The sequence below is a fragment of the Lacticaseibacillus sp. 22 genome, assembly GCF_055413445.1.
Window position 1 is genome coordinate 1 of record NZ_JBVAYD010000029.1, and the last position, 19,087, is coordinate 19,087.

At 42.9% G+C, this 19,087-nt stretch carries 19 protein-coding genes and 1 pseudogene; 16 read left to right on the plus strand and 4 right to left on the minus strand.

Annotated features, from left to right (window positions below; all coding sequences use genetic code 11):
- The 3 genes and pseudogenes from ACWP87_RS11510 to ACWP87_RS11520 all read left to right on the plus strand — a co-directional run.
- A partial coding sequence (locus ACWP87_RS11510; RefSeq protein ID WP_064561049.1) for a class II fructose-bisphosphate aldolase occupies positions 1-836 on the plus strand: 836 nt, incomplete at its 5' end.
- A gap of 21 nt (positions 837-857) precedes the next feature.
- A complete protein-coding gene (locus tag ACWP87_RS11515; protein ID WP_005714906.1) occupies positions 858-1,751 on the plus strand; it encodes a ketose-bisphosphate aldolase in 894 nt (297 codons plus the stop codon).
- 290 nt (positions 1,752-2,041) lie between these two features.
- Positions 2,042-2,224 (plus strand): annotated as a pseudogene (locus ACWP87_RS11520) (hypothetical protein); the annotation flags it as partial.
- A 71-nt stretch (positions 2,225-2,295) separates the two neighbouring features.
- Here the strand turns inward: ACWP87_RS11520 and ACWP87_RS11525 are convergent.
- The 4 genes from ACWP87_RS11525 to ACWP87_RS11540 are packed head-to-tail and all read right to left on the minus strand — an operon-like array spanning position 2,296 to position 5,628.
- Complete coding sequence (locus ACWP87_RS11525; protein ID WP_005714907.1) at positions 2,296-2,772, minus strand: PTS sugar transporter subunit IIB; 477 nt, start codon at positions 2,770-2,772, stop codon at positions 2,296-2,298.
- Positions 2,744-3,172 (minus strand): PTS sugar transporter subunit IIA, encoded by a 429-nt coding sequence (locus ACWP87_RS11530; protein WP_014569071.1) that lies wholly within the window; start codon positions 3,170-3,172, stop codon positions 2,744-2,746. Before ACWP87_RS11530 ends, ACWP87_RS11525 begins: the two co-directional genes overlap by 29 nt.
- Before the next feature lie 17 nt (positions 3,173-3,189).
- Positions 3,190-4,878: a PTS system mannose/fructose/sorbose family transporter subunit IID gene (locus ACWP87_RS11535; RefSeq protein ID WP_014569072.1), complete on the minus strand. Its 1,689-nt coding sequence runs from the start codon at positions 4,876-4,878 to the stop codon at positions 3,190-3,192.
- A 39-nt stretch (positions 4,879-4,917) separates the two neighbouring features.
- Positions 4,918-5,628, minus strand: a complete 711-nt coding sequence (locus ACWP87_RS11540) for a transaldolase (protein ID WP_005714910.1) — start codon at positions 5,626-5,628, stop codon at positions 4,918-4,920.
- Between the two features lie 203 nt (positions 5,629-5,831).
- On the opposite strand from ACWP87_RS11540, the gene ACWP87_RS11545 reads away from it, so the two are divergent.
- The 13 genes from ACWP87_RS11545 to ACWP87_RS11605 all read left to right on the plus strand — a co-directional run bounded on the left by ACWP87_RS11545 (position 5,832) and on the right by ACWP87_RS11605 (position 18,859).
- The gene (locus tag ACWP87_RS11545; protein WP_014569073.1) at positions 5,832-6,863 is read left to right on the plus strand and encodes a LacI family DNA-binding transcriptional regulator; all 1,032 of its coding nucleotides are present in this window, start codon (positions 5,832-5,834) and stop codon (positions 6,861-6,863) included.
- 238 nt (positions 6,864-7,101) lie between these two features.
- The gene (yhfZ, locus tag ACWP87_RS11550; protein WP_014569074.1) at positions 7,102-8,016 is read left to right on the plus strand and encodes a GntR family transcriptional regulator YhfZ; all 915 of its coding nucleotides are present in this window, start codon (positions 7,102-7,104) and stop codon (positions 8,014-8,016) included.
- Between the two features lie 32 nt (positions 8,017-8,048).
- Positions 8,049-8,399 carry a PRD domain-containing protein gene (locus ACWP87_RS11555; RefSeq protein ID WP_014569075.1) on the plus strand — a complete coding sequence of 117 codons (351 nt, stop codon included), beginning with the start codon at positions 8,049-8,051 and terminating at the stop codon, positions 8,397-8,399.
- 1 nt (position 8,400) lies between these two features.
- Entirely contained in the window at positions 8,401-8,763 is a 363-nt protein-coding gene (locus ACWP87_RS11560) for a DUF2620 domain-containing protein (protein ID WP_005714931.1), read from the plus strand.
- Between the two features lie 60 nt (positions 8,764-8,823).
- A complete protein-coding gene (locus tag ACWP87_RS11565; protein ID WP_005714932.1) occupies positions 8,824-10,119 on the plus strand; it encodes a YhfT family protein in 1,296 nt (431 codons plus the stop codon).
- Between the two features lie 29 nt (positions 10,120-10,148).
- Positions 10,149-11,033 (plus strand): phosphotriesterase family protein, encoded by an 885-nt coding sequence (locus ACWP87_RS11570; protein WP_014569076.1) that lies wholly within the window; start codon positions 10,149-10,151, stop codon positions 11,031-11,033.
- Positions 11,026-12,132: a PLP-dependent aminotransferase family protein gene (locus ACWP87_RS11575; protein WP_005714935.1), complete on the plus strand. Its 1,107-nt coding sequence runs from the start codon at positions 11,026-11,028 to the stop codon at positions 12,130-12,132. The genes ACWP87_RS11570 and ACWP87_RS11575 overlap by 8 nt, the downstream gene beginning before the upstream one ends.
- Positions 12,123-13,295 (plus strand): YhfX family PLP-dependent enzyme, encoded by a 1,173-nt coding sequence (locus tag ACWP87_RS11580; protein WP_014569077.1) that lies wholly within the window; start codon positions 12,123-12,125, stop codon positions 13,293-13,295. Before ACWP87_RS11575 ends, ACWP87_RS11580 begins: the two co-directional genes overlap by 10 nt.
- A gap of 1 nt (position 13,296) precedes the next feature.
- Complete coding sequence (locus tag ACWP87_RS11585) at positions 13,297-14,526, plus strand: phosphopentomutase (protein ID WP_014569078.1); 1,230 nt, start codon at positions 13,297-13,299, stop codon at positions 14,524-14,526.
- Positions 14,527-14,853: 327 nt separating this feature from the next.
- Positions 14,854-15,690 carry an SAM hydrolase/SAM-dependent halogenase family protein gene (locus tag ACWP87_RS11590; RefSeq protein WP_014569079.1) on the plus strand — a complete coding sequence of 279 codons (837 nt, stop codon included), beginning with the start codon at positions 14,854-14,856 and terminating at the stop codon, positions 15,688-15,690.
- Between the two features lie 82 nt (positions 15,691-15,772).
- Positions 15,773-16,333 (plus strand): ECF-type riboflavin transporter substrate-binding protein, encoded by a 561-nt coding sequence (locus ACWP87_RS11595; protein WP_005691490.1) that lies wholly within the window; start codon positions 15,773-15,775, stop codon positions 16,331-16,333.
- A 1-nt stretch (position 16,334) separates the two neighbouring features.
- Positions 16,335-18,035, plus strand: a complete 1,701-nt coding sequence (locus ACWP87_RS11600; RefSeq protein ID WP_014569080.1) for an ABC transporter ATP-binding protein — start codon at positions 16,335-16,337, stop codon at positions 18,033-18,035.
- Complete coding sequence (locus tag ACWP87_RS11605) at positions 18,032-18,859, plus strand: energy-coupling factor transporter transmembrane component T family protein (RefSeq protein WP_014569081.1); 828 nt, start codon at positions 18,032-18,034, stop codon at positions 18,857-18,859. The genes ACWP87_RS11600 and ACWP87_RS11605 overlap by 4 nt, the downstream gene beginning before the upstream one ends.
- Positions 18,860-19,087: the final 228 nt, after the last annotated feature.

Consider the following 19,087-nt stretch of genomic DNA (forward strand, 5'->3'; position numbering starts at 1 on the left):
ACCGAGAAAAATATGCGGTTATGGCAATAAACTGTTTCAATCTTGAGAGCGCACACGCTACGATTGCTGCCGCCGAAACAAAACGAGCACCAATCATCATTGACCTGTTGATGGAGCATATGGAAAAACATCTTTCACGTGACGAACTGCTTCCTTCAATTATCAACATGGCAGAAAAAGCGAGCGTTGACGTTGCATTGAACTTGGATCATGGAAAGAGCGAACAGTATGTGATTGATAGCTTAAACGCAGGTATGCTCAGCGTTATGATGGATGCTTCCTCTTATCCGTTTGATGAAAATGTGCGAATCACGAAAGATGTTGTCGAGCTTGCTCATAAAAAGGGCGCGACTGTGGAAGCTGAAGTCGGCAATATGGGAGCTGTAGCTGGATCAAACTTTACTCAGGAAGATATGTATACAAAACCGGATCAAGCAATATCTTTCATCAAACAGACTAATGTGGATTGTTTAGCCGTTTCCTTCGGTTCCAGTCATGGCACTATGCCTGTAGGGTATGAACCACACTTTGATTTTAATATTGTCAAGCGGATCAAAAAAGTTACCGGCAAGCCCTTAGTTTTGCATGGAGGGTCGGGATCGGGAAACGAGAATATTAGAAAATCAATTGAAGCAGGCATCAACAAGATTAATGTTGGATCCGATGTCATGGATGCGCAGTCTGTAGCTATCTTTAACCAACTGGTAGAAGATAAGCACTCGGATTTTGTTAATGTTATGAGCAGCTCAATTATTGCAGCGAAGAAGGTGGTAGAAGAGTATATCGAATTGTCGGGGTCCGTAGATAAAGCCGCTTTGCAAACAATCACCCAGTAAACTTGAGGAGGAATTTCAAATATGCTTATCAATATGAATCAAATGCTGACTGTAGCCAAGAAAAACCATTTTGCTGTAGGGGCATACAATGTATCAAACGCTGAGTTATTAAAGGCTTCCGTTGAACAATGTGAGGCTGACAATGCTCCCGGAATCATCGCTGTTCATCCGACTGAGTTAGCTTACGCAAAAGATGATTTCTTCGCTTATGTTCTGCAACGTATCCGAAATAGTAATGTTCCATTCGTACTTCATCTTGACCATGGTGATACTATTGAAAATGTTGAAAGAGCAATTCATGACGGCTTTAGCTCAGTCATGATAGATGGGTCTCTGGAGGACTGGGAGAAAAATGTCGCGATTACCAAGGAAACTGTCACCATTTGTCATCGCCTTGGCGTTTCGGTAGAAGGTGAATTAGGTACAATTGGACAAACTGGTAATCATATTAAGGAACACTTACAAAATGGCATTTATACGCAACCTGATGATGCTAAGAAATTCGTAGAGGAGACCGGAGTTGATACTTTGGCTGTTGGTATTGGAACTGCTCACGGCATCTATCCCTCAGATGTCACGCCAAAGATTCGTATTGATATCTTGAAGGAAATCTTGGCAGTAGTTGATGTGCCGCTTGTCTTACATGGCGGATCCTCAAATCCTGATGATCAGATTGCCGAAGCCGTTAAGACTGGTATTGCCAAAGTTAATATTTCTTCTGATTATAAGCATGCATTCTTTGTTCAGGCTCGTAAGGTTCTTGCAGAAGATGATGGCTGGGATCCCAATAATCTCTTCCCAACAGCTATTGAAGCAGCTAAGAAGGTTGTTCATCACAAAAATAAATTATTTGATTCTGTCGGGAAAGCCAGTCTTTACGCTGGCATGAAACCATGGCGATCAGAGCTTATCTAATTAAACAATAACCAGCCATTACCCAGATCGAGAAGGTCTGGGTTTTTATGGTAATACATTTAATAATGCCTCATTTTTGATGTGTCTCGGGGCATGCTGTGGAATGGTTGGTAAAGGAAAGGATGACTTGGCCAATAGGAATTATAGTGCGTAGCTAAAAACCAAGTTGTCTGTCAAAATTAAGATTAAGCACAATCTGTCTAAAGTGTTTTCATACCTTTATGGCACATGTGGTATCCACTTTATAAGGAGTGGCGGTAAGATCAAAAGAAAGTTGTAATGGAAAATAGCAGTCAGATCCAGCGTCATACGCTGCTGGAGAAGTAGTTGGCAAGCTCCGTGGTGACAACCAAATTGGTAAGAACTCAGTAGCAGATGTTGTTATCTTCAGTCCGCAAGCGGGACGACAACAATATAGCGGGTCTGGTAGTAAAAAAGTGCTTCTCAAAATGAGAAGCACTTTTTCAGCATGAAAATTAAAGAGCCTATGCAGATAGGAGGTTAATCTTGTATAGGCTCAAATTATGGGAAAACAAACGCTGGCTTATTTGTTTAAAAGGTCTTTGAGTTCAACCTTGTCGTTTTGAGGCATGATTTGAATGAAGACATGCACACCCTTATCCATCAGTCGCTTAAAGGTCTCGTTCTCTGCAGAACTAGTGGAGATTGTATGGTATAACCGTTCTCTACCTTGTTTTGCTCCCATGCCGCCTAAATCAATCTCGTCGATTGCAATACCATGATCTATCAAATACTCTAAAGTTTCCGGTACTTTTACCAGAATGATCGTTGGCGCTTCGAGTGGTTCAGAGAGAAACTTAACGCCATCTTCCTTGTCAAAAACGCCAATAGCCATAGTTTCGGGAATCGCGTTTTCAAGAACGTTAATCATAAAGTCATCCTTTGCGACATCATCATCAATGACGAGAACTTGTTCAGCGTTTGTGATCCGGCTCCATGCAGTCATTACCTGTCCATGAATGAGACGGTCGTCAATTCTTGTTAAGACTAAGTTTTGCACGTGGATTGCCCCCTTTTTTTAAGTCAATTAGTTCAACTCCAGAATTCTGCGGGTTTAGCGCAATTTCTGTTAATTGTTGAAGTGTAGAAGTTTCTGTTCGTGATGTGATAACTGAAATTAAAATAGGTATATTCATTCCCGTAATTAAGTTGAATTGGAGTGTTTGTTTTAAAGACGCTGCAGTGTTATAAGGAGTGCCGCCCTTTAAATCAACAAACACCATTGTTTTTCCTGACAAAGAGGATAAAAGCTCATTCACCTTACTTCGGTAGTTGTCGGGGCTTTCTCCTTCGTGAAGTTGAATTGCGTGGATTGCTTTTTGTGGTCCGGTTATCATTTCTAAACTCTCTAACAGACCTTCGCAAAATGGACCATGACTTAGTAACACAATATTGACCATAGTAACCTCCTCGGTGTTTAGGCTTTAACAATTCCAAGTACATTTAAATAAGATAGAAGTATTCCAACAACAAATATTCCTAGAATGATCCAAGTTGGGTTGACTTTCTTACGAACCAAATACCAAACGAGCACAGTGATTCCCAGTGGGATTAATCCTGGGGCAAGCTGGTTAAGAATATTTTGCAACTTCATTGTGCTCTTGCCAACTGTCCAAACTAAGGGTGTCCGAACAGATACGCGGCTAGCTGCCATTGCACCAACGACCATTAGGCCAACAATACTGAATGCGTTGGTGACTTTACTGATTAATCCATTTTTTAAGATTGAGATAACCGATTGCTTACCTTTGCGATAACCGAACATAAACATGATATAACCAATGGTGTAGATAACGAGTTCGAAAATGAGGGTGAACATAATGGGGCCAAGATAATTTCCTTGTAATGCCAAGGATGCGCCAACACTTGCAAGGATAGGGAAAAAGATTCCTTGCTGGACGGTATCACCTATGCCTGCCGCGGGACCCATGAGACCGGTTCGCACTGAGTTAATATCGTCTGCAGAAACATCTTGACCGTTGGCGCGAGCCTCTTCCATGGAGAGTGCAACACCGTGAATGATTGGTCCCACCATGTGCGGTTCGGTGTTAAAGAAGACCATGTATTTTTTTAGCTCATCTGCTTGGCGCGATTTTGGATAAAGTTTCCGAATTGGATGAATCATCATATTGGTAAGGCCGAGTGCTTGAAGCCGTTCATAGTTGTACGCTGCTTCATCGCCTTGCTCCCATAACCATGTTTTAACTAAATCAGAGTGTGTTAATTTTTTCGTATATTGAATAGTAGCAGGGTCAGATGAGTTTGCTACCGAAGTCTCTGAGGCTGGCTTGACTTCTTCGGCAGTACCATTTCGATTTTGAAGTGTAAGCCGACGCACTTTTTTCTTTGGAGAAGATGAATGAGCTGTTTCCTTATTAGAACGGCTTTGACCAATAAACACAAGGAATGCAATGCACGCTGAGAAGATAGCAATTGCCATGATATCGAGCTTTAAATATACGGTCAAGAAAAAGCCGATAATAAAGAAAGCATTGAGTTCTTTTTTACCAAGATAATTCAGCAACATTGCAATCCCCAGTGCTGGCATAAGTCCGCCAACGACTTCAAGGGCAGTTGTGAACTGAGCAGGAATTGCAGAAATTAATGATGTTGTCCATCCTTTGCCAAACATAACCAGACAAAATGCCGGAATGCCATATACGATAAAAGACACGATGAAGGAAGGTACATAGTTTAAGAAGCGAATTTGATTCACCTTTCCTTCATCCAAGGCCTTGTCGGCTCGGTGAACCCAAAATGAGTTGACAGTTTGATAAATTTGGACCATTAAAAGTCCTAAGAGTGAGAATGGAATTGCGAACGTAACGGCTAATTTAGGGTTAGCTCCTGATAAGATTGTTAAGGCTGACCCATATATACCAGCTACCATTGTATTGCTCGGCATAACGCCACCTGCGTTGATCCAGCCAAGATAAACTAGCTGAATATTTGCCCCGGCTAACATGCCAAGCATTGGGTTTCCCATGAAGATACCAACTAACAAGCCTGTTGTCAGTGGATAGGTCATACATCGTGTAATCGGAGCAAAAAACCACCACTGAGAAATAATCGCGAGTAAGGCAACTAAAATTGCTGATAATAGCATTGTTAACCCCTCCTTTTACGGGAACTGCTATGTCGGCGACTATAAAATTGAAAAGCCTAATGCTTTTACGTCATTATGGAATCCTTTGACTGTATCAAGAGATAATTCTGTCGGATCCAATCCAATCATTTTCATCTTTTCAAGAATTGGATTAGTCACGGTAATAATATCGATACCGAGGTTTTCAGCTTGGAAGACATTTAGAAGTTCTCTTGAACTTGCCCATAACAGACTTGCTTGGGGATATTGATTGACCAGGGCCTGACTCTGCTTCATTAAAGGAACTGGATCGACACCAGTATCCGCTAGGCGGCCGGCAAACACCGAAATGATATTTTGGGTATCTTTAGATAATGCTTCAGCAACGGATTTAACCTGTTTGTAGGTTAGAATTGCGGTTGCATTAATTTGGATACCCTCGGTGGAAAGCTTTTTAATGAGTGGAACAGAGGATTCGCCTTTGGTATTTGTGATTGGAATTTTGACAAAGACGTTTTGACCAAGAGTTGCCAACTTTTCAGCTTCTTTTTGCATTGTTGTGAAGTCGTCAGCAAACACCTCAAATGAAATAGGCAGACCATCAACAGCTGCCAGTGCTTCTTTAGCAAAACTTAAATAATCAGAGACTCCGGCTCTTTTCATTAAAGTTGGATTGGTGGTAAAACCGCTAATTGGCCATTTGGTTTTAGCTTCAATCATTCCGTCAACTGAGGCACCATCTGCGTAAATAGAGATATTAAAGTCACTCATTTTGAATCCCTCCAAGTTTAATTTTGCGGTAACGTTTACGCAAAGCCCAAAAAATTGAGCCGTTCTTTGCGGCAACTTTGAAAGTACATGACATTGATAAGGTCACTTGAATTTGGTATTATTGTGTAAACGTTTTCGCACCTTTCAGATATTATTAAACAACGATACCTGTGAAAAGTCAAACAAAAAACTTGGTGATCTTAATGGCAAACAAAAAAAACGCTTCAATTAAAGATGTCGCAAGGTTAAGTGGTGTCTCAGTTGCAACTGTTTCAAGAATTATGAACGACACCGGTAGATATTCTCCCAAAACTCGAGACAAAGTGCTTAAGGTTATTGAGGAGATTGGATACGAACGCAACTCCTTGGCAACGAGTCTACGGATCAATAAATCTAATATGATTGGTATCTTGGTTCCGGATATTGCCAATGAGTTTTATGCCTCAGTATTAAAAAAGTCAGAGCAGGCTCTTTTTAAACTTGGGTACTCTACGATAATCTGCAATACTGAACGAAGCATTGAGAGAGAGACAGCTTACTATCGAATGCTAATTGAACATCGCGTTGATGGCCTTATCTCAGTTTCAAGTGCCAGTAACCAAATGCCATTATCTGCAAAGTATGCTATTCCAATTGTTTTTATCGACCGTGATCCACACTCGAATTCAGAGCTAATTGTGACTACTAACCACTATGCAGCTGGGAAAGAGTTGGCTAAACTTCTGCTTAATCAAGCGGACGATTTATGCCTTGTCATGACAAAATCACGTCCATCCTCAACTATGGATCGAGTTCAGGCATTTAAAGACGAACTGGCAAAGAGCAAAATGGACACATCAGGAAGGATCTTGTCGTTAAATACAACATCTGATAAGTTTTTACAACCTCATCCTGACCTAAAGGAGTTTATTGAGAAGAAGTGTCATAAAGGCAAAAGGCTGGGTGTGTTTGCAATTAACGACAACGTAGCCTATATGGTATTAAGAGTTGCTGATGAACTGGGTCTTAAAGTGCCTGATGAACTAATTGTGACGGGGGTTGATGGTATGTCCATTGCATCGATTTCCCAACCTACAATTACCACCATTGTTCAAGATTCAACGGCGATTGCTGATGAAGCCAGTCGTCTACTAGTTGAGTCAATAAAGAAGAGGGGGGAAAAAGAACGATTATCAGGTACTATTTACATTCCTTATCGACTTGCACAGAGAAAGAGCACACTACCAAAAAAATAAAATCCAGCTGAAATACCGTTACAAGTTATTTGAAGATTGGTGTTGCTTTTTTGTCTGCGTACGTGTGCATATTTGAAATCAAGGCATTGGGATCCTAACGCGCACATTCATCACCTCGGAAGTTACTTCCTCTATAAAAAAGTTAGAATACTTTGTTGACTCTAAATGTGCAAGGGCTTACAATATTGTTGTGAATCGAATATACAGAAAAAAATATATTCCTCTAGGAGCGCCAGAAATGAAGACTTATCAATATCAAAAAAAGGGCTTAGCACTCATCTTTTTAGCGAAGAAATTCTTTGTCTTGAAGGTTGGTGATCGTATTCCAACAGTCTCCGAAATGATCAGTGAGTCCGAATTATCAAGAGGTACGATTCAAGCGGGACTTGAATTGATGAAAGCAGATGGCGCTATTTCAACGGTTTCGAAGGGACATCTTGGTTCTTTTTTAGTGGCTCAAGATCAAGATAAACTTTTGGCATATTTGGATTATCGGAATGTTGTATGTGCTATGCCACTTCCATATACCAAACACTATGAAGGTTTAGGGACAGGTCTTTATAAGGCGTTTAAAAATCAAAAGCTGGGATTGAATGTTGCTTATGTTAATGGTTCTGTGAATCGTTTAGAAGGGTTGCAACGTAATCGTTACGACTTCATCATTGTATCTGCGCTCACTGCCGATTATTTGACTGAACATCATGATGTTGATGTTGTTGGAATTATGCCTGAGGGTTCATATGTATCACGACACGTCATTGTTTATAAGGACGATAGAAAGTTCAAAATGCGGGATGGACTTCGTATCGGTATTGATTCACATTCGCTAGATTATAAGTTAATGACGAACAAGATCTTGGAGAAGCATAAAGTCGAGTTGATTGAGTCGCCGTATAATCAGATTGTTCAAAGAATAGTGGCGGGTGAGATTGATGCGGCTATTTGGAATCTTGATGAAGTGAAGTCAAAGAATTATCCGTTGAGTTATCAGATGATTAAAGATCCAATGGTAAAGCGGGCATCAAGAGCCGCTATTCTCTGCGCAAAGGAAAATGAATTTGTTAAAAGAGTGATTGGTGATTACGTGGACTTTAAGGAAGTGACAGCCATTCAACAACAAGTGATTTCAGGAGAGGTTTTACCAGAATACTAACTAAGTTATATTCTACGAGGAGGTGAGACAATGTGAGCGATGAAACTGCTAAAAAGCTGCAGATTTTATATGATGTTGGCAAGCTGAGTGATGAGGATCTTGCATTTATTCGTTTAGCTGATCAATATCTGGTTAGGACAGTGGGCGAGAGAGACTCCGAGATGTTCTTAATTCATCTATCAATTGCATTGGAACGCAGTCACAAGCAAGAACCTGTGGATGCATTGCCGGATAACTTATGGGCGGAAGTAACAGCTGATCCAGAATACCTGAACGCTTTGAATATCTGGAAACACATTGCAGAATCTCGACCAGTTAATTTTTCAGATTTTGAAACACGCTATATTATCATGCATTTGGTTAATATCCTGAGGAGGGGTTAACATGACAAGAATTGTCATTGGTGGTCAGATGGGAAAAGAAGAGTTGAGGCAGGAACTTGAGAAGCTGACTGCCGGGAAAGATGTTGAGATTAGTGTTAAGAGCGATCTTGATGCTGCTATGGCGGTAAAAGATAATAAAGCAGACTTTTACATTGGTGCTTGCGAAACCGGAGCCGGTGGCGCATTAGCAATGGCAACTGCCTTATTAGGATCAAGCAAGACGCTCACAGTTGCATCACCCTCAAAGGTTTTGTCTGAAGAAGATATCAAAGAGGGCATTGATAATGGGAAGGTTGCATTTGGTTTTACAATTAATACAAAGGACACAATTTTACCAATTCTTGCAAAGTATCTGACAAAGTAAGCTTTTATGCCATAAATCAATATACTGTATTCTGTATATTGAGAAAAGGAGGGTGTCAAAATGAACGTTTCGGTCTTAATAGACTACGTGTTAATTGCGCTAGTCGGAGGCGTGGGCTCTATCTTAGCCAATCGCGGAATTGCAGTCTTTAATGATGGTTTGCGACCAATTATGCCAGAGTATTTGGAAGGTAAGATTGATCGCAAAGAATTGGCTGCCACCAGTTTTGCCGTCAGTTTTGGGTTAATTATCGGCTTTGGGATTCCTGTGTCTATTGGTTCAACAATCTTGGTGGCTCATAGTATTTTGCTCGCTGCCGATATTATTGGTACATGGACACCAGCTAACAAATGGGGAACTGCATTAGCGGGCGTGGTTGGTGCCGTTTACGGTGTTGGTCTTTTGTTCGGGCTATCATTTATTGTTTCAGCGTTTAAGATGCTGCCGGTTAACTTCTTAGGAGCGCTGTCACTGTTAGGTGGACCGATTCTATTAGCCTTCTGTGCGTTTCCAGCACTAGCCGTTGCAAGTCAGCATGGGGCAAAGAAAGGCATGATCACATTTGGAGCGACATTTGTTGCTTACCTTCTTGCTACAAAATTTGGGGTATTCTCACTTGGTAATGGTATCAAAATTACTTTAAATCCAATTGGGATGTCACTCTTAGTAGCAATGTTGTTCATGCTTTACTTTGCTGCTCAAATTAAAGGCGAGGGCACTTCAAATGCAAGTCTCGTAAACGTCTTTTCAGCGCGTGTTTCTCGAATTAAAAAGAATTGGATTTGGTTGTCCATCATGGGTGGCTTAATCACTGCTGCATCAAGTGTCCTGATTATTGCGGTTGATGTTTTGCCACAACAGTTGTTGGTTAAAGGACAAGTTATGGAAGCTGCCATTGCAACATTGGCTCGGGCAATTGGATTTATTCCGCTGGTCTTCTCTACTGCCATTGTAACTGGTGTCTATGGCATGGCTGGTACTACGATTATCTTTGCTATTGGACTTTTACTGAAAGGTAATCCGATTGTTGCGTTTATCGCGGGATTTGTTTGGATGTGGATTGAAGTACAAGCGCTTGCTGGTACTGCTAAAGGTTTGGATAAATTTCCTGGGTTGCGCGATATGGGTGAGCATATTCGAACTTCTCTCACTGATACGATTGCCATCGCCTTGCTGATTGGTGCTGCATTAGCCTGCAATAAGATGGCTCCCAACCTTGGCTACTTTTGGGTGATTGGGGTCTGGCTGCTGAACAAGAAGCTGAAAAAGCCTCTTGTTGATATGGCTGTGGGTCCAATTGCTGCTATCGCACTGGGAATTTTATTAAATCTGTTACGAATCGTACATCTGTTTTAGCTGATGACGAACGGATTAAGGGAGGAAATATGTTATTACCAGGTAAAGTCTATGCTCATGAACACATTCCAATTGACTTGTCTGAAGTCAAGCAAAATGAGGATTGTCATCTAGATACCATTAATCAAGTGATTGCGGAATTCAAAGATCTTTATCAAAAAGGCGTGCGCAATGTTATTAGTATGACAAACAAGGGTATGGGTCGAAATATACCGTATGCCAATAAAGTAGCAAAAGAATCTGGCATCAACATTGTGCAATGTACCGGTTTCTATCAGGATGCTTTTTTGCCAATTGAAGTTTTTCGATTATCTGTTAGTCAGTTAGCCGAGCAAATGATCAAAGACATTGAGGTCGGTATAAAAGGCACTGATGTTAAGGCTGGTGTGATTGGTGAAATTGCAACGTCAAAGGGTCAATGGACAGCGGCCGAGGAAAAAGTTTTCCAAGCTGCAGTTATCGCCCAAAAAGAAACGGGTTGTCCGATCAGCACACATACCTCAATTGGAACCTTGGGTCATGAACAAGTAGCTTTCTTTAAAAGACATCAAGCAGATCTGAGTCATATTGTTATCGGACATGTTGATCTGACGGGTAGTGCTGATTATGTCTTAGAGATGCTAAAGACGGGCGTTAACGTTGAGTTTGACACGATTGGAAAGAATAATTATATGCCTGATGCAACACGAGTTGAGATGTTAAAGAAAATTGAGAAGGCAGGATTTATGGACCAAGTCGTTTTGTCTATGGACATTACACGCAAGTCTCATTTGAAAGTAAATGGCGGAAATGGATATGCCTATTTACTGGATTCGTTTATTCCACAGTTGAAGAGAGCAGGTATTTCTGAAACCTTTATCAACAAAATGTTAGAGGAAAATCCACAGAGAATCTACGGTGATATCAATGCCTAAGTTTAAAACTTATCCCTTGGAAAGCATAGGTTACGAAGAAGCGTTACAAAAGCAATTTAGCTTGGTGGATGAAATCACACGACAATTCAAGGGTTCCGAAATTCTAATGCGCGGTGACTTGGGTGTTGTGCGTGGCCTTAATCGACCTCGGTATACAGAAAAAGTAGAAAAAGTTCTTGCTGCTTATTTCCACGCGGAATCTGCAATGCTAGTCCGAGGCGCAGGAACGGCTGCAATTCGCATGGCGTTGCACAGTTATCTGAAAACTGGTCAAACTTTATTAATTCACGATGCTCCAGTGTATCCAACCACGCAAACGTCAATTGACATGATGGGGCTGAAAACTATTCGGGTTGATTTCAATGATTTAAGCAATCAGGACTTACCTGAGAAACCAGATGGCATTCTTGTTCAATACACACGACAAAAACCTGATGATTCGTATGATATGGGGGAAGTCTTGGCGTTCTTTAAGGAGAGATATCCTTCTGTGCCAATCATTACGGACGATAATTACGCTGTTATGAAAGTCCGAAAGATTGGCGTCGAACTTGGTGCTAATTTAAGCTGCTTTTCAACATTCAAATTGTTAGGGCCTGAAGGGATTGGCTGTATTGTTGGCACAAAATCCGCGATAGAGAAATTGCGGTCTGAAAATTATTCAGGTGGTTCACAAGTACAAGGACACGAGGCAATTGATGTTTTGCGTGGGTTAACTTATGCACCTGTTGAGTTGGCTATTCAAGCCAAGGTTGTGACTGAGCTAGTTAATCGACTGAATGCTGACGAGGTTCCTGGAATCTTAAAGGCATACGTGGCGAATGCTCAGTCAAAAGTCTTGTTAGTGGAGTTTGACAAACCAATTGCTGAGGACGTTTTGAAGTATACGGAAGAATTTGGTGCAGCGCCAAATCCTGTGGGGGCTGAGTCAAAGTATGAAATTGTGCCAATGTTTTATCGTGTATCGGGTACGTTTAAGAGATTCGATCCCACTCTTCTGACAACGACAATTCGGATAAATCCATATCGTTGTGGAGCAGATACCGTCATTAGAATTTTAAAGCTAAGCGTAGAGAAGGTGATGGAATCATGTTCTTAAAGCAGTTGGAAAAACAAAATCCCGAATTGATTCGGTATGCGTTTGAATTGCATAACACAGGTAGAATTCTTCCGGATACGTATGTGATTGACTTGGACATGATCTTTCAAAATACCGAACACATTGTTGCTGAGGCTAAAGAAAATCACGTTGAGTTGCTTTATATGACAAAGCAGGTTGGCCGAAACCCGGTGATTGCAAAAGAAGTTGTAAAGGCTGGTATTCCAGAAGCAGTTGTGGTTGATTTTCGAGAAGCCGAGACTTTTATGGAAAATGGATTAGCTATAGGAAATGTGGGGCACTTGGTCCAACCACCCAAGCATTTTCTAACACGGCTTCTGAGATATGGAACACGATATGTAACTATGTATTCGCTTGAGAATGTCCTGGCGTTGAATGAAGCTGCAAAAGCAGTAGGTATAAGACAAAAAGTACTTTTGAAGGTTGTGGGTAATGGTGATGATATTTATCCAGGACAGACAGGCGGTTTTACATTATCACAATTAGATCAACAACTGGAACAGATCAAGGCACTTACAAACATTGAAATTTCAGGTGTTACTACATTCCCTGCAATTCTATACAGTGAATCAAAGAAAGATTTCACTGCGACACCAAATGTCAGGACAGTTAAGAAAGCTAAAGAGATTTTTGAGAACCACAATCTAAGCACGACTGTTGTAAGTTTACCGTCTGCAACATCGACAACTTCACTGCCGTTAATTAGACAATTGGGAGGGAATGAAGGAGAGCCTGGGCATGCATTAACAGGAACAACACCTTTGCATGCGGTTAAGGCCCAACCAGAAAAACCAGCTTACTGTTATGTGAGCGAAGTTTCTCATACGTTTGGACCGCATAGTTATATCTTTGGTGGCGGATTGTATCGGCGTGGTCATCTAAAAAATGCCTTAGTTCAGGATGGTAATCAGTATGCACATGCCCATGTTTTACCTCTTGAAAACTCAAGTATTGATTATTATTTAGAGTTGGACCGGCAGTTTAAGTCAGGTTTGCCTGTAATAATGGCGTTTCGGACACAGATTTTTGTCACAAGAAGTACTGTAGCACTGGTTCGAGGATTACACACAGCTGGTAAATCGCCAGAGTTGGTCGGGTTGTATGACAGCCAAGGAAAAAAATTACCAGAAAGGATGCAATGACATGGGAAAATTTGGTGTTATTGTTTTAGATAGTTTTGGCGTTGGCGCTATGGATGATGTTCCTCAAGTTCGACCGGATGACATCGGTTCAAATACTGCTTTGAACATTATAAAAGCAGTACCACAGATTAAAATTCCTAATCTAGAGAAACTTGGATTAATGAATGCCATTGGTCAGGAACGTGGTGATCACAAGTTTTCTCCTACAGCTAACTGGGGAACTTCCTTACTGATGCACCATGGCGCTGATTCTTATCTTGCACACCAAGAAATTATGGGTACAAAGCCTAAGATGCCACTGCTTCAGCCGTTCAATGAAGTGATCGACACAGTTGAAGCACAGGTTAAGAAAGATGGATTCGATGTCGAGCGTTACGGTGATCCCGGGTACCAGTTATTGGTCGTTAATCATTGTGCGACAATTGGGGATAATCTTGAAGCAGATCCTGGACAAGTTTATAACGTAACTGCGGCACTTGATGAAATGCCATTTGACGAAATTACACGTTTGGGAGAATCAGTTCGTAGTGTGGTTAAAGTCTCGCGGGTCATTGCATTTGGTGGCCGAGGCGTAGATTTGAACAATATTTTGGCAGCTCGGAAGATTGAACACGAGAAGTATGTCGGTGTTTCAGCCCCGGAATCTGGCGTTTACAACACAGATTACCATGTTATTCACTTAGGTTATGGCATTAATCCTAAGGTACAACTTCCTTCAATTCTTCAAGCAAATGGTATTGACGTTGCCTTGGTTGGTAAGACAGCAGATATCATTAATGTTGATACAACGCGGAAGTTCCCAGGTGTTGATACGAACTATCTTTTTGATAAGTTTGTTGAGCAGTCGAAGGATATGAAAGATGGCCTTTTGTTTATGAACATCCAAGAAACCGATTTGGCAGGTCACGCTGAAGATCCTGTTCGATACGCTGAAGTACTTGAGACAGCTGATAAACGATTAACTGATGTTTTACCGTTATATACGGGTGACGATATTTTAATAGTCATGGCGGATCATGGTGATGATCCAACGATTGGATTTAGTCTGCATACGCGGGAACGAACCCCGCTGTTAATTTACAAAGAAGGAACCCACAATAAATATGTTGGGGAGCGCTCAACGCTTTCTGATGTTGGAGCAACCGGATCAGATTATTTTGATGTTCAGTTTCCAGAAAATGGGAAGAGCTTCTTGCATCGCATAATCGATGGAACGGATTTAGACGCTTAGTTATGTCAGTAGCAAATGCTGGTCTTGTGAGATCGCCATTTGCTATTTTTATTTGTCTCGATGAAAACGTGGATAATTATTGTCGAATAAAGTAATTCGTGCAGGTACTTTTAACTGGCTGGTCATGAAAAAGAACGGTACGAAGCTCTGGATTGTGAAATGAATTGTACTTTCAATCTTTACACCCGAACATTTCTCAGCTAAACTCTGATTACATTCAGTTTCCACAGAACTCACAAACAAGTACCAAAACTGAACGAAACACAGCAGCATCTCCCAACGAACAATTGGTCTGAGGATGCTGCTGAGAATACAGGAGGCGAGTAGATGGCAAAGTTAGTGTTGCAGACAGATTTCGGATTGGTGGATGGTGCTGTTGCGGCGATGTATGGGGTGGCTTATGGTGTTGATGATAAGCTGTCGATTCATGATTTGACGCATGAGATTCCACCGTATGACATTTTTGCGGCGTCTTATCGGTTGTATCAGACGACGAAGTATTGGCCAGCGGGAACGGTTTTTGTTTCGGTGGTTGATCCGGGGGTTGGCAGTGATCGACGGAGTATTATTGCGGAGACGGCGGACCATCATTTTGTGATTACACCGGATAATGGGACGTTGACGCATTTGGCGAAGTTTGTTGGTTTGAAGCGGGTGAGTGTGATTGATGAGGCGGCGCATGCGTTGCCTGGCAGTCAGGAGAGTCACACGTTTCATGGTCGGGATATTTATGCGTATAATGGCGCAAAGTTGGCGAGTGGCCAGATTACGTTTGAGGATCTAGGGACGCCGCTTGCTGCTGATCAGATTGTGATGTTGCCGCTGGGCGAAGTGACGCAGCAGGAAGGCCAAATTGCCGGGACGATCGATATTTTGGATATTCGGTTTGGTTCGTTGTGGACGAATATTCCGCTGGATGCGTTTAAGAAGCTTGGCGTGGCGCCAGGCGAGTTGGTGCAAGTGTCGATTTATTATCGTGACCAGATGCGGTATCAAAATCAGATGCCGTTTACGCGGACGTTTGCGGCGGTGCGAGTTGGCGAGCCGCTGGTGTATGTGAATTCATTGCTGAACCTTGGCGTGGCGATTAATCAGGATTCATTTTCGAAGTTGTATCATATTGGTACTGGCGTTGATTGGCATATCACTGTTAAGCGGCTTTAGGTATAATGAATTCATTATGAAAATGTTGCGTCAGCTAATCATTCGTTGACGTTGTGGCACGAATGATACGAGGAGGATTTTTATGCGAGATCACAAAGTTTTGAGTGTCCGAACGGTTGTTGCAATCGGGATTGGCACTGCAATTTTATTTATTTTAAAGCGCTTTGCCGTTATTCCAACTGGGATTGCTAACACGAATATCGATATTTCTTATGGTTTCTTGGGCTTTATTGCAACGCTGTTTGGACCGATCGCCGGCTTCTTTATCGGTTTTCTCGGCCATGCACTGAATGACTTTACTCAATACGGTCAGCCTTGGTGGACATGGGTTTTCACTACCGGTTTGGTTGGCTTTGTGATTGGGCTATTTTGGCGGCGGTTTAACGTTGAAGCCGGCAATTTTGGTGCGAAAAAAATTGTGGCGTTTAACGTTTTGCAGGTGATTACGAATGTGGTTAGCTGGAGTCTGATTGCACCGACGCTGGATATTATCATCTATAGCGAACCGGCTAATAAGGTTTATGTTCAGGGGATTGTTTCGGCAATTTCCAATAGCATCGCAACTGGTGTGATCGGGACGATTTTGTTGGTGGCGTATGCAGCAACGCGGACACGTTCTGGCAGTTTGAAGAAAGAGTCTTAATATGGCGGCACCAGCAATTCAACTTGATCATGTGACATTTCAATATGACAGTCAGGCTGAACCGACCTTACACGATATTAACCTGACAATTCAGCCAGGCGAAAAAGTCTTGATTGTCGGGCCATCCGGGTCAGGCAAATCCACACTAGGCAACCTGATTAACGGGCTGATTCCACATGCATTTCCCGGGAAATTAAGCGGGACAGTGAAGGTGAACGGGAATGTTGTGCAGGATCAGAGTCTGGCTGCGTTGTCGCTGAATGTCGGAACGGTGTTGCAGGACCCAGATGCCCAATTTGTCGCGTTGACAGCCGGCGAAGATATTGCCTTTGCATTGGAAAACAGCGCCGTGGCTCCGAGTGAGATGCACACCAGAGTTAAAAAGTGGGCCGAGCGTCTGAAAATTGGTGATTTATTGGCGCAGGCACCGCAATCACTTTCTGGCGGGCAAAAGCAGCGGGTGGCAATGGCCGGCGTCTTAATTGATGAAGGCGACATTTTATTGTTTGATGAACCGTTGGCGAGCCTGGATCCGGCAACCGGTGAAGCATCAGTGGCGTTAATTGATGAACTGCATCAAACCTATCATGTCACAGAGGTTATCATCGAGCATCGACTGGAAGACGTGTTGCGGCGGCCGGTTGATCGCGTGGTGGTGATGGCAGATGGCCGTATTCTCGCTGACGACACCCCGGAAGTATTGTTGCGTGGCCAGTTGCTCCAAAAAATCGGATTACGCGAGCCGTTGTATCTTGAAGCAGCTGAGTTTGCAGGTATTGATTTGAAGCAGGCAACGCACTTGGCAAACCTTGAAACATTCGACGCCCCGGATTTAGGCACCAAACTTGCAGCGTTTACCACTGAGGCGCCGAAAACGGTCGCCGATCAGACGCAAACACCGCTGTTGACGGTTGCCGGCTTACAATTTGCGTATCCAAAAGGCCGCCAGATTTTCACCGATTTGAACTTAACGCTGCATCATGGCGAGATGGTGGCGTTGGTGGGACGCAATGGTGTCGGCAAGTCCACCTTGAGCCATTTGATTGCAGGTTTTCTGAATCCGAATGCCGGCCAGATTACGCTGGATGGCGAGGATTTGGCCACATGGTCGGTTAAAGAGCGGGCAGATAAGATTGGCTATATTCTGCAGGATCCGAACCAGATGATTAGCAAGCATTTGATTTTTGATGAAGTTGCACTGGGACCGCGGTTACGTGGTTGGGATGAAGACCGCGTCAAATCGGCAGTGCTATCGGCGCTTAAAGTTTGCGGTTTGTATCCATTCCGTTCCTGGCCGATTAACGCACTGAGTTACGGTCAAAAGAAGCGGGTGACGATTGCAGCAATTTTGGTACTAGAGCCGGCATTGATGATTCTTGATGAACCGACTGCCGGTCAGGATTGGCGGCATTTTACCGATATGATGCGCTTTTTGACCAAGTTGAATGATCAAGGCATTACGATGATGTTGATTACCCATGATATGCACCTGATGTTGGAATATGCGCAGCGGGCGATTGTGCTTGGCGATGGCGGCGTCTTGATGGATGCCACGCCGGCCGCGGTGTTGACCAACCCGGACGTGATTCAACACGCCTCGCTGGCCCAACCCAGCCTATATCGCTTAGCCAAACGCCTAAATCTTGACCCACTGGCGTTTACCCAAGCAGTGATTGATCAGGAACGGAGGGTGCGCCAATGAATTCACTTTTTGGATACGACCCTCAAGACACGTGGCTGCACCGTTTGACCGGAGCAACTAAAATGTTGGCGTTCATTGGCATTTCGGTTATTGTCATGGCCAGTTACGACACACGCTTCGTTTGCGCAGTCATGCTGGCATCAATTATTTTATTCTTACAAGCAAAAATTCACTGGCACCAAATTAGCTTGGTTATCAAAATTATTACCATTTTTGCGGTCGTGAACCTATTACTGGTTTATGTCTTCTCGCCGCAATACGGGGTGGGGCTCTATGGAAGCAAACATGTTTTGATCCATGCCGGCTACCTGACCCTGACTCAGGAACAGCTATTTTATGAACTGAATCTCGCTCTAAAATACATTGTGACCGTCCCGCTGGCCTTAATCTTCTTAATCACCACCAATCCCAGCGAGTTTGCGGCGAGTCTCAATAAGTTACACGTGTCGTATCGCATCAGCTACTCGGTGGCCTTGGCACTGCGGTACATTCCCGATGTCCAAGCCAACTTCCGCCAAATCAGCCTAGCCCAGCAAGCGCGTGGCTATGAATTATCGCGTAAAGCCAAGCTGTTCCAACGGTTGAAAGGGATGGGGCAGATTCTCATGCCACTGATCTTCACAAGTCTGGATCGCATCGATCAAATCAGCCAAGCCATGGAACTGCGGCGCTTTGGTACTGGTAAGCGTCGGACGTGGTACATGGACCAGCCGCTAAGAACACCGGATTGGTTGGTGCTGGGCGGCGTTGTGGCGATTATTGTGGTTGGATTGGTGCTGTTTCGGGTTAATGGCGGGCGGTTTTTTAATCCGTTTAAAGGCTAACTTTTTAACTGAATCAGGTAATAGTGCAGGCAGTCATCGCGTTATTTGGCGCGGGGATGCCTGCATTTTACTTCTTGATCCAAATGCAAACGGCTGGCAATCTCAGAAAAAACGATACGCAACACAATAAAAAGGTCGTTGCACGTGAACACACAACGGCCGAATGTAGTACCAACTTAATAGTGGCACACAGAACGATGCAACTAAAAGCCGCAGCATACCAGTGGA

Bases quoted from the DNA above. Each gene is read 5' to 3' on its own strand.
- ACWP87_RS11535 (WP_014569072.1), bottom strand. From the start codon at position 4,878: ATGCTATTATCAGCAATTTTAGTTGCCTTACTCGCGATTATTTCTCAG.
- ACWP87_RS11545 (WP_014569073.1), top strand. From the start codon at position 5,832: ATGGCAAACAAAAAAAACGCTTCAATTAAAGATGTCGCAAGGTTAAGT.
- ACWP87_RS11600 (WP_014569080.1), top strand. From the start codon at position 16,335: ATGGCGGCACCAGCAATTCAACTTGATCATGTGACATTTCAATATGAC.
- ACWP87_RS11585 (WP_014569078.1), top strand. From the start codon at position 13,297: ATGGGAAAATTTGGTGTTATTGTTTTAGATAGTTTTGGCGTTGGCGCT.
- ACWP87_RS11595 (WP_005691490.1), top strand. From the start codon at position 15,773: ATGCGAGATCACAAAGTTTTGAGTGTCCGAACGGTTGTTGCAATCGGG.
- ACWP87_RS11515 (WP_005714906.1), top strand. From the start codon at position 858: ATGCTTATCAATATGAATCAAATGCTGACTGTAGCCAAGAAAAACCAT.
- ACWP87_RS11590 (WP_014569079.1), top strand. From the start codon at position 14,854: ATGGCAAAGTTAGTGTTGCAGACAGATTTCGGATTGGTGGATGGTGCT.
- yhfZ (WP_014569074.1), top strand. From the start codon at position 7,102: ATGAAGACTTATCAATATCAAAAAAAGGGCTTAGCACTCATCTTTTTA.
- ACWP87_RS11575 (WP_005714935.1), top strand. From the start codon at position 11,026: ATGCCTAAGTTTAAAACTTATCCCTTGGAAAGCATAGGTTACGAAGAA.
- ACWP87_RS11540 (WP_005714910.1), bottom strand. From the start codon at position 5,628: ATGAGTGACTTTAATATCTCTATTTACGCAGATGGTGCCTCAGTTGAC.
- ACWP87_RS11605 (WP_014569081.1), top strand. From the start codon at position 18,032: ATGAATTCACTTTTTGGATACGACCCTCAAGACACGTGGCTGCACCGT.
- ACWP87_RS11580 (WP_014569077.1), top strand. From the start codon at position 12,123: ATGTTCTTAAAGCAGTTGGAAAAACAAAATCCCGAATTGATTCGGTAT.
- ACWP87_RS11530 (WP_014569071.1), bottom strand. From the start codon at position 3,172: ATGGTCAATATTGTGTTACTAAGTCATGGTCCATTTTGCGAAGGTCTG.
- ACWP87_RS11560 (WP_005714931.1), top strand. From the start codon at position 8,401: ATGACAAGAATTGTCATTGGTGGTCAGATGGGAAAAGAAGAGTTGAGG.
- ACWP87_RS11570 (WP_014569076.1), top strand. From the start codon at position 10,149: ATGTTATTACCAGGTAAAGTCTATGCTCATGAACACATTCCAATTGAC.
- ACWP87_RS11565 (WP_005714932.1), top strand. From the start codon at position 8,824: ATGAACGTTTCGGTCTTAATAGACTACGTGTTAATTGCGCTAGTCGGA.